Annotated in this window: 11 protein-coding genes; 4 read left to right on the top strand and 7 right to left on the bottom strand. The window is 62.5% G+C overall.

Going from position 1 to position 12,315, the window contains the following annotated elements:
- Nucleotides 1-4: 4 nt before the first annotated feature.
- Nucleotides 5-1,606 (top strand): hypothetical protein, encoded by a 1,602-nt coding sequence (locus A0257_07050; GenBank protein AMR26885.1) that lies wholly within the window; start codon nucleotides 5-7, stop codon nucleotides 1,604-1,606.
- A 30-nt stretch (nucleotides 1,607-1,636) separates the two neighbouring features.
- Nucleotides 1,637-2,287: a hypothetical protein gene (locus tag A0257_07045; protein AMR26884.1), complete on the top strand. Its 651-nt coding sequence runs from the start codon at nucleotides 1,637-1,639 to the stop codon at nucleotides 2,285-2,287.
- 1 nt (nucleotide 2,288) lies between these two features.
- Here the strand turns inward: A0257_07045 and A0257_07040 are convergent, their stop codons facing one another.
- Complete coding sequence (locus A0257_07040; protein ID AMR26883.1) at nucleotides 2,289-2,903, bottom strand: recombination protein RecR; 615 nt, start codon at nucleotides 2,901-2,903, stop codon at nucleotides 2,289-2,291.
- Between the two features lie 132 nt (nucleotides 2,904-3,035).
- Complete coding sequence (locus tag A0257_07035; GenBank protein ID AMR26882.1) at nucleotides 3,036-3,326, bottom strand: Clp protease ClpS; 291 nt, start codon at nucleotides 3,324-3,326, stop codon at nucleotides 3,036-3,038.
- Between the two features lie 279 nt (nucleotides 3,327-3,605).
- Here A0257_07035 and A0257_07030 point away from each other — a divergent pair, with 279 nt between their 5' ends.
- Both A0257_07030 and A0257_07025 read left to right on the top strand, forming a co-directional pair.
- Nucleotides 3,606-4,163 carry a hypothetical protein gene (locus tag A0257_07030; GenBank protein ID AMR26881.1) on the top strand — a complete coding sequence of 186 codons (558 nt, stop codon included), beginning with the start codon at nucleotides 3,606-3,608 and terminating at the stop codon, nucleotides 4,161-4,163.
- 4 nt (nucleotides 4,164-4,167) lie between these two features.
- Entirely contained in the window at nucleotides 4,168-5,577 is a 1,410-nt protein-coding gene (locus A0257_07025; GenBank protein ID AMR26880.1) for a hypothetical protein, read from the top strand.
- 141 nt (nucleotides 5,578-5,718) lie between these two features.
- Here A0257_07025 and A0257_07020 read toward each other — a convergent pair whose 3' ends face one another.
- The 5 genes from A0257_07020 to A0257_07000 all read right to left on the bottom strand — a co-directional run bounded on the left by A0257_07020 (nucleotide 5,719) and on the right by A0257_07000 (nucleotide 12,275).
- Complete coding sequence (locus A0257_07020) at nucleotides 5,719-6,075, bottom strand: hypothetical protein (GenBank protein ID AMR26879.1); 357 nt, start codon at nucleotides 6,073-6,075, stop codon at nucleotides 5,719-5,721.
- 594 nt (nucleotides 6,076-6,669) lie between these two features.
- Nucleotides 6,670-8,721 (bottom strand): hypothetical protein, encoded by a 2,052-nt coding sequence (locus tag A0257_07015; GenBank protein AMR26878.1) that lies wholly within the window; start codon nucleotides 8,719-8,721, stop codon nucleotides 6,670-6,672.
- 409 nt (nucleotides 8,722-9,130) lie between these two features.
- Nucleotides 9,131-9,349, bottom strand: a complete 219-nt coding sequence (locus A0257_07010; GenBank protein AMR26877.1) for a hypothetical protein — start codon at nucleotides 9,347-9,349, stop codon at nucleotides 9,131-9,133.
- A gap of 102 nt (nucleotides 9,350-9,451) precedes the next feature.
- Entirely contained in the window at nucleotides 9,452-10,351 is a 900-nt protein-coding gene (locus tag A0257_07005) for a transposase (GenBank protein AMR29659.1), read from the bottom strand.
- Between the two features lie 379 nt (nucleotides 10,352-10,730).
- Nucleotides 10,731-12,275, bottom strand: a complete 1,545-nt coding sequence (locus tag A0257_07000) for a dehydrogenase (protein AMR26876.1) — start codon at nucleotides 12,273-12,275, stop codon at nucleotides 10,731-10,733.
- Between the last annotated feature and the right edge of the window lie 40 nt (nucleotides 12,276-12,315).

The raw sequence follows: 12,315 nt of genomic DNA, 5'->3' as shown, positions 1-12,315 counted from the left end.
TCCCATGCCGTTTTCCTACCCCCCGCGCGCCCGTTGGCCTACGCTTTACCAGAAGTTTAAGCGGGTGTATGACAAGCAGGTGGATGGCACGGGGCTGGCCGTTTTTCGCATTGTTTTTAGCTTGGTGCTGCTGGCCGAGGTGCTCCACCTCTTCTACTTCCGCCACCTCGTCTTCGACGTAATTCCCTTCCTAGAAACGGGGGAGATTGGCTTCACTACCCCCCTGCTGCTGTGGATGATGACGCTGGCCCTGCTGGTGCTCGGGCTGTTTACGGGGCCGGCGGCGCTGGTAAACTATGGGTTTTGCCTGGTGTTTTTTTCCTCACTGAAAACCTACGCCTACATGATGACGCCGGTGTATATCAGCATGAGCTTTCTCTTCCTGTTCCTGCCCCTGAGCCGCCGGCTGTCGCTCGACCGGCTGCGGCTCCAACTCCGCTATTCGACCACCCGGTTTTGCTACCAGCCGCCCACTACGGTCAGCCAGCTGGCCTACTACGCGCCCATCGTGCTCGGCCTCGCTTTCGTGTACCTTGATTCGACGCTTTATAAGCTGACCTCGCCCATGTGGCTGGCCGGCCTGGGCATGTGGAAAACCCTGTCGCTACCCTACGAAACCCGGCTCAACGGCTCCTTTATCCTGAATAATGAGTTTCTGGTCAAGTTTTTGGGCTACCTCACGCTGGCCTTTGAGTTTTTCTTTATCTTCCTGTTTCCCTGGCGCAAGTACCGTCTGGTGGTGCTGACCATCGGCGTCGGGCTGCACCTGGGCATTCTGCTGCTGTTTCCGTTTCCGCTGTTTGCCATCGGCTTTGGCAGTCTGTATTTGCTGCTGGTGCCGGCGGGCTGCTGGCAGCGCTTGCGGCCCGCGGCTACTGCTGGCCTGCGGCCGTTGGCGCGGCTGCTGCGCCTGCCGGGCATCCGCGGCTTCTTCGCGCCGGCCTTCCCTACCCCCGGCGAAGCCGGGCAATTACCGCCAGGGGAGGCGCGGCGCGATTTTAAGCCGGCGGGCGCGGCGCTGGGGCTGGCGGGGCTGGTGTTGCTGCAAGGCCTGGCCTCTTACCAAACGCCGCTGGTGGAGCTGCTGCGGCGCAAGTCGGGGCTGGACGGCACGTGGGCCGGCCGGGGGCTGGCGCGGGTGTCAGCGGCAACAGCGGGGCCGGCGCGCAACTTTTTTGGCATTACCAACCATCCCATCGCGCTCGACGAGCACTTCGCGGGCTACACCCGCCTGGTGGCCGTTACCTACACGGGTCCCGATGGCGTCGAGCAGTTTCTGCCCCTCACCCGGCCCAGCGGGCAGCCGGGGGCCTACCTCTCCGGGGCAGTGTGGCTCAAATGGACCTACGGCACCGTGTCGGGGCGCATCAGCCAGCCGCGCCTGGAAGCCAGCCTCCGCAGCTTCACCGCCTTTTGGGCTCACCAGCACCAGGTCGATTTAACCAGCTGCCGCTTTCAGGTGAAGGTCAAAAAAATTGCCGAAGCCACCACCTGGCAGCCCGATTTTCTGAATCAGCAGCTGGCCGCCGGCTGGCAGGACGCGGGCACCGTGCAGTGGCACAATCAGCACTTCACGGCTCACCTGGCGGCCATTAGCTCGCTATAAAGCCACTCGTACTCATCGCATTTTCTATTTATGTTAATCGCAGGGGCCCAAGGCTTTGCTAAAGAAGTGCTGGAAGTCATCTACCAGGCCGACAATAAGGTAAAATTGGCGTTTTATGACGACCTGACTCCCGATGCCCCCGCGCTGCTGTTCGGGCGCTACCCGGTGTTGCGCACCCCGGCCGCGGCCGGGCAGTGGCTGGCCCAAAACCCGCGCTTTGCCCTGGGCACCGGCCGCCCCCAAACGCGCCGGCTGCTGGCCCACCAGCTGCGTCAGGCCGGCGGCATACTAACCTCAACGCTCTCGCCGCGGGCCACCATTGGCGTGTTTGGCACCACACTAGGCCCCGGCTGCAACATAATGAGTGGCGCGGTGCTCACCGCCGACATCACGCTGGGGGAAGGCGTGCTGGTTAACCTGAACTGTACCATCGGCCACGATGTCGTGGTGGGGAACTACTGCGAGCTAAGCCCCGGCGTCCACCTGTCGGGGCACGTGGCGCTGGGTCCCAACTGCGTGCTGGGCACCGGGGCCGTCGTGCTGCCGGGCGTGCGGATTGGGGCCAACTCGGTTATCGGCGCGGGCAGCGTGGTCACCAAAGATATCGAGCCCGATAGCGTAGCCGTGGGCATCCCGGCGAAGGTCATTGGAAAGGTTCCTACCCCCGCCCCGCAAGGGTAAGCTAGCGGGCCTGGCGCTGACGCTCCACGATGCTGCGGCCGAGCGTGATTTCGTCGGCGTACTCCAGCTCACCGCCCATCGGGATGCCGCGAGCGATGGTGCTGATATTCAGGCTCTCGAAGTCGCGCAGGCGGCGCGACAGGTAGAAAGCCGTGGTGTCGCCCTCCATCGTGGGCGAGATGGCCAGGATAATCTCGCGGATTTCGGAGTCCTCGGCCGCCGCGCGGGCCACCAGCGAATCGACTTGCAAATCGGCCGGCCCTACCCCCTCGATGGGCGAGATAACGCCGCCTAGCACGTGGTACACGCCCTGGTACTGCCCCGTGTTTTCGATGGCAATCACGTCGCGCACGTCGGCCACCACGCACACCATCGCGTGGTCGCGCAGTTTATTGGCGCAAATGCTGCACTCTTCGCTGTCCGAAATGCTGTGGCAGGTGCGGCAATACGTAATGTCGAAGCGCATTTTGGCCAGTGCCTCGGCCAGGTTGGCGGTGGTGTCGCTTTCGGCCTTGAGCAGGTGCAGGGCCAGGCGCAGCGCCGTTTTTTTGCCAATGCCGGGCAGCCGCGACAGCTCCACTACCGCGTTTTCAATGAGCTTGGAAGGAAAATCCATTCTGGGAATAAAACGGTTTTGTCATTGCGAGCAGAGCGAAGCAATCGCACCAGAACGAGCCGTTCGGGTATCGTTTGGGTGCGATTGCTTCGCTCTGCTCGCAATGACAAAACCGCCCCATCAAGTAAATAATCAAACAATATCCGCCGAAATGCCCCGGTCGTGAATGGCCGAGCAGCGGGGCTCCAGCTCCTCGTAGGTGCCATTTTTGACCGCGCACTTGCCTTTGTGGTGGATGAGCAGCGTGCATTGCTCAGCCTGCTCGGGCTCGTGGCCGCACACCTCGATGAGTGTCTGGATAACGTGCTCGAACGTATTTACGTCGTCATTATATACTATGAGGGTGCGCAGCTCCTGCTCTTCTTCGAGCAGCAGCACGTCATCCTGGTAGTCAGTTTGTGGGCGGGTAGCGGGAAAAGCCATGACGCAAAAATACGGTGGCCGGGGCCGTTGGTAGTACGTGGGTATCGGCTGATAACCGCACGCACGCCGGTTTCGTTTCGTCGAAAACAGTAATAATGGCCGGTCCGGTCCGGTTCCTGGCCCCTGCGCGTTCGGGCTCGGCGGGGGGGTAGGGGCCGCCGGGCGTAAATTTCCGGCCCGATTTCGCCGGTTTTGCTGATGAGAACGCAGGAAGTGGGAGCCAGGAGTGCGCTGGTCACAAGTCCCCATCCTTCCTTTCTACTTCTTCCTTTCTACTAAATGCCCGTTCCTTCCGCCGAATTTAAAAAAGCGCTGACCCGCCTTTCCGACAAGGAGCTGGCGGCGCTGCTGCTGCGCGCCGTGCGCCGCGACGCCGAGCTCTACGACACGTATGCCTTTGAGCTGCTGGCCGATGCGACCGTGGCCACCGTGTACGAGGCCAGCGCCGACCGCATCCACGAGCTGTTCAACGTGGCCGTGACGGGCCGCCTGCTCAACCGCAGCCTCGTGAAGGCCCTGCGCGCCGCCGTGCAGGAGGCCGCCCGCGCCCGCCGCGTCACCAAAAGCAAGCAGCTCGAAATTGACCTGAGCATGTACACGCTGCGGCTAATTTTTGAGAACTACACCGGGCAGTTTGACAGCGTTTACCAGGGTTTTTTCGTGGGCGCGGCGCGGCTGGTGGTGCGCCTCACCAATCTCATTCCCAAGCACCTGCACGAAGACCTGTGGCTCGAATACAAGCCTGAGCTTGATGACTTGCTGACCCAGCTGCACGGCCGCAAAAAGAGCCGCGAGCTGAAGTTTGAGCTGCCCCGCGAACTCGTATTGCCTGCTTGAAATTATGGTTGATACTCCGCTCCCTACCCCCGCCTGGCCGCGCATACCCCGCCTCATAACCCTGCGCAGCTCGCTGCAAGCGGCCCGCGACCCGGTGGGCAACCTCAACAAGCTGCTGGCGCACTACGGCGACACGGTGCATCTGTTCCTGGGTGGTGCGCGGCCCTCCGTCGTGACCCGCGACCCGGCTTTGGTGCAGCATATCTTGCAAAAAAACCACCGCCGCTACGCCAAGTCGGACCTCACGCACGGGCTGGTGCGCTACCTGGGCCGCGGCCTGCTCACCAACGAGGGTGCCGACTGGCTGCGCCAGCGCCGGCTCATTCAGCCGGGCTTTCATCGGCAGCGGCTGGCGGGCCTCACGCGCCTCATGCGCCGGGCGGCCGCCGAATGGGTGCAGGACCTGGCGACGCAACTAACTGACCAGCAAGCAGTAGCGGAGCTGGATGCGCACGCCGCCATGACGCGGGTGGCGTTTCGCATCGTAGCGCGGTCGGTTTTTGGCGACAGCCTGGGCGAGGAGCAACTCACGCGGCTCAGCGACTGGCTCACGGCCATTCAGGCATTTTACGTGGGCACCATCCGGCAGCCTTATTTGCGGCCCTGGCACTGGGTGCGGGGCAGCTACGGCCGCCACGACCAGCTGGCCCGCAACCTGCGCGAGCTGGTGCGCGGGGCCATATTACGGCACGAGGCGGCGCTGGCGGCCGCCCCCGCCGACGCCCTACCCCCCGATGACCTGCTGCAAATGCTGCTCGATGCCCGCTACGAGGACGACGGCACGGCGATGAGTGAAAACCAGTTGCTCGACGAGCTGAATATCCTGCTCATTGCCGGCCACGAAACCTCGGCCAATGCCCTGGCCTGGGCCTTCGCGCTGCTGGCCCACCACCCCGAGAAGCAGGATAAGCTGGCCGCCGAAATCGAGCGCGAGCTGCCTGGTGGCCAGCCGGTTGAGTTTGAAGACCTGCCCCGGCTGCCCTACGCCCTGCACGTGGTGCAGGAAGCCATGCGCCTCTACCCGCCCGCCTGGATAATTGACCGCACGGCCACCGAAGCCGACGAATTCGAGGGAGTGCCCATTGCCAAGGGCACCATTTTTTCACTCTACATCTACGGCCTGCACCACCACCCTGGCCTGTGGCCCGAGGCGGAAGTATTTCAGCCTGAGCGCTTTGCGCCCGGTGCCGAGCCCGTGCCGCCGCCCTACGGCTACCTGCCCTTCGGCGGTGGGCCGCGCCTGTGCGTGGGCCAGCAGTTTGCCCTCACCGAGCTGCAATTAGTCCTGATTCAGGCCCTGCGCGAATTTCGGGTGGAGCCCGCCAACGCGCCGATACCGGGCATGAATCCGCTTATCACCCTGCGGCCCGCCGGGGAGCTGCGCCTGCGGTTTCGGCGGCGAGTGACGGGGTAGGGCGGTGAACCGGTAACGCGTTGTTTTACAGTCTGCTCGCGCTCCCAGGCTTTAGCTCTACCACCTGAAATACCAGCCGCCCATAGGTTGTTACCCGTGCCGCGCGGCTGGCCCCGTATGGCCGCCCACCGTGGCAGTCAGCTAATACATTGCCAGGGAGCGCAGATTCTTGAACGCGTCCGCGTCGTCTTGCAGCGCCAGGTAGCGGTCAAACTCCTGGGCGGGCAGCACTTTTTGCAGGCATTCCGTGAGCAAAGCCGGGGTGCGCGTCAGGCGGCGGTGCTTCTGCACCGCTTCCTGCACGGCTACCGTCTGCTGCTGCGAAAGCTGGAGCGTGGCGGCCAGGTAGCGCACCAGCGGGCTGGCCTTAATGCCGCCCCCGGCAATGAGGCCCAGGCTGGGGGTAGCGCGCTCAGCGTCGATATTCTGCGCGGCTACTGGCTTGGCAGACAGGCCGATAACTAACAGGCAAATAGCAGGGGTAAGCAGTGATTTCATGAGCAAAGGGAGAGTAAGAGGGAGTAAAAACGAGAAGCGCGGCAGCCGTCAAAAGGCCGCTGCCGCGTTTGACTGATTCAAAGGTACAACAGACTTTTGATTTTCAGCAATCCAAATTACTCATTGGTAAGTCCTACTCAAAAAATAATTTTCTTTTACTCGAAAACTGTTCATTTGCCGCTTGCCATTCTTGGCCGCGAAAGGCTTGGCGCACGACCGGGCAGCAAAGGTTTTTGCAGGCGGCAGCACCAGTCTGAAGCCCTGGTAGCTGGTTGCACTGGGCGGGGATAAGCACGGCTCGCAAGCGCTGGCTCGCTCATGAGAGGGTGCCCAGGGCCTGCTGCACGGTTTTGGGCTGCTTCTGCGAGAGTTAGGCGGTGGCGGCAGGTAGCGACCCACGGCTCCGTTCTCACCCTCTATCAGGAACCGGGTTTAGATTTTTAAATTATGGGACTTACGCACAAAACGTCTGTCGTGGTGAGCAGGGCGAAGCAAGCGCACCAGAACGACCGGCGCGGGTGTCGTGCTGACGCGATTGCCGCGCTGCGCTCACTACGACAAACGTCTCTTGCGTAAGCCCTAAAGCTATTCCTTCTAATTGGCTACCAATCGAATACCCAGCGCCCGGCGTAGGTCGGGCACGTCGTAGAGGCGCAGCGCGTCCGGTAGCAGCTCCGAGTAAGCATCCTTCACCGTTGGGTTTTCCAGGTAATAAAGCCACGAATCCGGCCCGCCGCTCACCTGCACCTGGTCAATTTGAGGTATCCAAACAGGCGCTGTGCCGGGCGGCTGCGGCATATCAGCCACCAGAGTATAAAGCTTTTTCGACACGCGCGGGCTCAGCACGGCCGCGTGCAGGGCCACCAGCGCCGCCCGCCCGTCGGCCCGCAGCAGCAGCGGAAGCTGCCCCAACCAGCCCTCGTTGCGGATAAAAGTCAGCAACGTGCTGACGTCCAGCACTCGCTGGGCCAGCAGCGGCCGGCCCAGATGCAGCGCCAGCAGGGCATCGCGGTATTCCTGGTTGTAGTATTTAGGGTCGTTGAACGCGGCTGGGTCGGTGGTTTCGCCCAGGCCGCGCAGGTCGGCCAGCAGCACGGCCGTGCCCTGGCGCTGGTAGGCGGCCAGGCGGGCGGCGCTGTCGCGCAGCACCGGGGCCATTCCCCGGTCGGGCAGCCACACTACGAGGCGCGCCGGGGGGGTAGGGCCGGTGGGCAGCAGTAGCCGCGCCGGCAGCGGCGGCTCGCCGGCCCGCCGAAAAATCAGGCTTTGCCAGGCCAGGCCGCCAGGCTGGCGCAGCGTGTCGCCCGCGTCGATACCAGTAATTTGGCCTCTTTCACTACCAGTGTCTAACTGCCGCCGCACCAGCGCGGCCAGCGCCGCGCCGGTGGGCTGGCCGCGCCGGGCGGCCAGCGCGTGGGCTGCGGCGCGGTGCAGGTCGGCCAGCGTTTGCTCGTCCCGGAAGCTGGTGTTGACCTGGCCGGTGGCCGTGCAGCGCAGCGTGGCTTCGGGCAAGGCGGGCGTGGCGTCTTCGGGCACAGCCGGGCCGCCTACCCCCAGCCACCGCCGAAACCAGGCCACCGCCGCCGCCCGCTTGGGTGCCGAGATACCGTGGCCGTCGTCATACGTAAAAATAGCGGCTCGCTCGGGCTGGCCCAGCGCGCCGTAGGCCCGGCGCACGTCGGTGAAAGCAGCCTCCATATCAGTCTGGTCCACAAAGTCGTAGCGGCCCGTGAGCAGCAGCACCGGCCGGGGCGCGAACATAATGGGCCAGTCGGCCACGTCGAGGCCGGCCGCGCCGGCACCGGGCAGCATCACGCAGCCATCGGCGGGGCCGGTGAGGGTAAGGTTGCGTTCGCCGGCGGCCACGTAGCTGCCCAGCGCCGCCACTTTCACCCGCTCGTCGTAGCCCATGAAATAGGCGGTTTGCGTGGCCCCGCCCGAGTTGCCGAGGCAGCCCACGCGGGCGGCGTCCACCTCGGGCCGGGTCAGCAGGTAGTCGAGGCCGCGCACGTTATCCCATAACTCTTCGGCGGGTAGGGTGCGGCCCACTAGGTTGGCTTCGGCATTAAGCAAGGTATGCTCGGTAGTGCCGCCGCGCGTCAGCGACTTGCCGCTGGCATCGGTCAGCTGCATTCTTTCTCCTTGCGAAACCGGGTCGATAACCAGCACCACGAAGCCGTTGCGGGCCAGCAGCCGCGCCGTGAGCTGGTACGAGGGGGTAGCCTTGCTCGCGTTCTCGTGCCCGCAAAACAGCAGCGCCGCTGGCTTTTGGCCCCGGCCCTCCGGCACGTACAAATTGGCCGTAACGTGGTGGTGAGGCAGGCTTTCGTAGATAATCTTCTCAATTCGAAAGCCTGGCTGCGGCACCGTGCCCACCACCCGCGCCCGCAGCGGCGTGCGCGCCGGCAGCGGCCCCAGCACCCGCCGGAACCGCGCCCGCGCCGAGTCGCGATAGGCGGCCGTGCCCGCCGCCGAGGTCAGCGCGGCATCCAGCGCCGCCCGGCGCGGCCCGTACTGCTGGTGCACCTGCTGAAGCAGGTAGGTGGGCAGCGTGGCGGCCGCTTTCCAGTCGAGGACGGGGGTAGGGGCCTGGGCGTGGGCGCGCAAGGCGGCCAAGACGAAGAGCAGCGCGATTAGCTTGTTCATTACGGGCGGGTGGGGTAGAGAGCAAAAGGGCCGCTTTCCAGCTGGAAAACGGCCCCGATACATTTTAGAACGAAATCCTACGCCTTCTCCGGCAGCAGAATAGCGTCGGGGTAATTGCCTATCACGGCCTCCACGAGCAGTTTGCAGCCTACTAAAGCGCTTCCCAGGCCGCCGAACTCTACTCAATAGGAGCACGTTGAAAGCAGGTCGCCGATTACCTTTGTACTTGGTCTATCCTAAACACTTTTACAATTTATCGCCGTGGCAACGCAAACTAAAAAAATGGACTGGAAAAAAGTCATCAACCAAATCACGACTGATAAAGCGCGTATCGCAGCCTACGTTCGTGACCCAAAAAACAATACATTAAACAATGATATTACCTTCATTACGCCCCTATCATTGCCACTTAAAGGTACTGCCGGAGGCCAGGATTTATGAGTTTATAGACGATAAAGCCCGCACGTATTTTATTACGTTTACCACTTATGATTTTCCCGAACCACCGCTCCAAGCCAATGGGGTAGTACTGGGTTTGGAGCTTCTTGACCCTACTGCTCGCGATAATGGCCGGGATTTTCGCCTGGAGGCGACGATGATGGCAGTAGCTGAGCAGGAATTGACCCAAAATCCTGCCGCTATCGTCGTATGGGTTTGTTCTCCAGATAAAAAACAGCAGCGCGCTCGTAATAAGCTATTCAACCGCTGGCATGAGCATTATAAATAGGACTTACGCACTCGTCGGTATTAGCGCTGGAATGAGGGGTTTGGCTAGCAACTGGCGCAGATAAGGAGCCCACTGCTGCTGATGGGCTTGGTACAGGGTTTGGGCGGTTTGGCGGGCAAACTGGCGCAAGGACACCCAGGCCAGGTAGCAACAAGCCAAGTGGTTGCGCTGGGCCTGGGCACGGCGGCACTGGCATTTTTCAGCCCCGGTGAGCTGCTTGAAGCTGCGGTGAAACTCTTCCACCTGCCAGCGCGTGCGGGTCGTGACTTCGACGAGTTGCTGGGTCAGGGTGAAGGCGAAGTTATTGGTCACGACCCATTCAATGTCGCCGTTGGCGGCGACCAGCTTGAACAAACGCACCGCAAACGGCACCTGCTTTAAGCGCACTTCCAACCCCGTGCTCCACCCGCCCGGCGGCGGGTCCACTGCGTCCAGGGCTTGATAGCCCGTCTCCTTGTTCGCACTCACCAACCGGTTGCTTTTCAGGGTCGTGAAAAACGTCCAACCGGCGCGGTGAATGCGCTTCAGGTTCTCGCTGCCGCTGTACCAGGCATCGAACAAGAGGGTGCGGGCCTGGATTTTGTCTTCGGCCACCACGTGGGCGAACATGGCCTGGAAATGCTCGTTCTTGCTCAGCGCATCCTGCTGCGGGGCGTACACGCGGTAGTCCAGGGGCAGAAAATCACCGGCCTCCCCACTGCTGTGCACCAGGTTGACCAAGCAGATGCCGGTCACCAAGCCGTGGGCGGCGCCGGAGTACTGGCGCTTGGCCACCTCGATAAAACGGCTGTAGCGCTTGTCCTGCACACTGTCGTCGACGAACAAAAAGGCCTCGGGCGAGTCACTCAACAAGGGTAGCACCAACTCCCGCAACTGCGTGGGTGAGAACGAGCTGCGGCGCAAAAACCGGTTCACTTGGTCGTGGCTCACCTGCGGCAAGTGCTCGGCAAGGTGCGTGCACGTATAATTGCGGGGCGTACTGAGCAGGTACTCGATGTAGGTTGCTTGCGTCACCATTGGGCTAGGCTTTTTCTCAAGTTACCACCAAGTGCGTAAGTCCTAATAAAGAAACGAACGGCACACTTACTATTATTAAAAAAGACGTAGAAACCAACCCCGATGAATACACTTCTCTACTTTATCGGGCTGACCATACTGAACGGCAAGAATTAGAGGATTTATTATTAGGGGATTTAGATAAACTGTAAAATCGTTGCCACGACGTTATTAAAAAGCCCCCAGTCATCGTGATTGGGGGCTTTTTGTTTGCTACTTAAATGACCTACGCCTTTTCCGGCAGCAGAATAGCGTCGGGATAGTTGCCGAGCACGGCCTGCCCTGGGTTGCCCTGAGTCACGGCTTCCACCAGCAGCTTGCCGCCCACGAAAGCGCCTTTCCAGCTCTCGCCCAGGCCGCCGAATACTTCCTCGCGGTCGCCGCGCGAGCGCAGCTTGTTGATGCCCACCTTGAAGGCGCGCAGCTCCTTGCCGGTGCGGGTGGCCCACTGAGTATCGTCCGAGCCGAGGGCCGTCACCAGCGCGCCGTTCGAGATGTTCATCTCGCCCACCAACTCCTCCACGCGGTCCACCAGCACCACCGAATCGATGGGGCCGAAGGGCTCCTTGAAGTACAGCTCGGCCTGGCGGGGCAGGCCCACCAGCGCGCGCGGGGCGCGGTAGGCCGCGCGGTCCTGGCCGGGCAGGAAGAGATTGTCATCCAGCTTGCCTTCGTAAAAGGGGATAGCCCCGGTCTTGAGGCCGTCGGCGTAAAGACGGTCGAGGTCCTCAGCCTGGCGGGCGTTGATAACGGGGCCGAAAGCCAGGTCGGGCAGCTTGTCGCCGGCCTTATCCACGAGGGTAGGGTTGCCGATTTTGAGGCTGCCGATGGCCTTGGTGTAGGTTTCCAGAAACTCCGGGAATAGCCGGCGCTCCACCACCCAGCGCACGTAGGCGGTGCAGCGCTGCTTGCCGTAGTCGTAGCCCTTGATGAGCTGCTCGGCCAGGGTGTCCCACTGCGAGTAGTTCCAGATGCCGTAGGTGTTTACGCCCTCCATCTCCAGCATATAGCGCTTGTCTTGCGAAGCCAGCGCGTCGGCGATGTTGCGGCCGTTGTAGCGGCCACCCACGAAGCTGAGGCAGTCCACGGCGGGGTCCTTCACCAGCACGTCGCTTAGCTCGCCGCCGGGGCCGCTCACCAGCGTCACGGGCAGGCCGGCGCGGCGCGCGATGGCAAAAGTGAGGCTCAGCGAGATAAAGCCGCCATCGGTGGGGGCCTTGGCAATCACCGAGTTGCCGCACAGCACCTGCACCAGCACCGCGTGCATCAGCACCGACATCGGGTAGTTCCAGGATGCGATGTTGCTGACCAGGCCCAGCGGCTTACGGTCGCCGAGCATCCCTTCGATATTGTCCACGTACCACTGCACGCCCTCCACGGCGCGGTCAATGTCGTTGAAGCCCAGCTTGTAGGTCTTGCCGATTTCCCACATCAAGAGCTTGCTAACCAGGTCAATGTGCGGGCGCAGGTGGTCGAGGCAGTCCTGCACGCGGCGCTTGCGCTCGTCGAGGTCGGTGGCGGCCCAGGCGGCGGCTTCGCCCTTGGCGGCGCGCACGGCGCGCAGGGCCTGGTCGTGCTGAAGCATGGGCAGCGAGCCAATGTCGGTGCCGTCGATGGGCGAGTGGAAGGGCTTGGGCTGGCCCGGCTCCTGCCAGCGGCCTTCAAGCAGATTGAGGTAGCCGCCCTCGGCGGTGAAAATTTCGGGGGTAGCCTGCTTGAGGTCGGCCAGCAGCTGGCTGAACTCGACTTCGGGTGCGATGATTTTCGGCATGGAGAAAAAACAGTTGTCAGGTATTGGTGACCAATGAGCA

Origin of the sequence: Hymenobacter psoromatis, assembly GCA_001596155.1 — a bacterium.
Lineage (GTDB): Bacteria > Bacteroidota > Bacteroidia > Cytophagales > Hymenobacteraceae > Hymenobacter.
The sequence above is the reverse complement of the archived record's forward strand: the minus strand, read 5'-3'. Positions and strand labels throughout refer to the sequence as shown.

Excerpts from the sequence above, each read along its gene's own strand:
- A0257_07050 (AMR26885.1), top strand. The coding sequence starts at position 5 with ATGCCGTTTTCCTACCCCCCGCGCGCCCGTTGGCCTACGCTTTACCAG.
- A0257_07045 (AMR26884.1), top strand. The coding sequence starts at position 1,637 with ATGTTAATCGCAGGGGCCCAAGGCTTTGCTAAAGAAGTGCTGGAAGTC.
- A0257_07040 (AMR26883.1), bottom strand. The coding sequence starts at position 2,903 with ATGGATTTTCCTTCCAAGCTCATTGAAAACGCGGTAGTGGAGCTGTCG.
- A0257_07035 (AMR26882.1), bottom strand. The coding sequence starts at position 3,326 with ATGGCTTTTCCCGCTACCCGCCCACAAACTGACTACCAGGATGACGTG.
- A0257_07030 (AMR26881.1), top strand. The coding sequence starts at position 3,606 with ATGCCCGTTCCTTCCGCCGAATTTAAAAAAGCGCTGACCCGCCTTTCC.
- A0257_07025 (AMR26880.1), top strand. The coding sequence starts at position 4,168 with ATGGTTGATACTCCGCTCCCTACCCCCGCCTGGCCGCGCATACCCCGC.
- A0257_07020 (AMR26879.1), bottom strand. The coding sequence starts at position 6,075 with ATGAAATCACTGCTTACCCCTGCTATTTGCCTGTTAGTTATCGGCCTG.
- A0257_07015 (AMR26878.1), bottom strand. The coding sequence starts at position 8,721 with ATGAACAAGCTAATCGCGCTGCTCTTCGTCTTGGCCGCCTTGCGCGCC.
- A0257_07000 (AMR26876.1), bottom strand. The coding sequence starts at position 12,275 with ATGCCGAAAATCATCGCACCCGAAGTCGAGTTCAGCCAGCTGCTGGCC.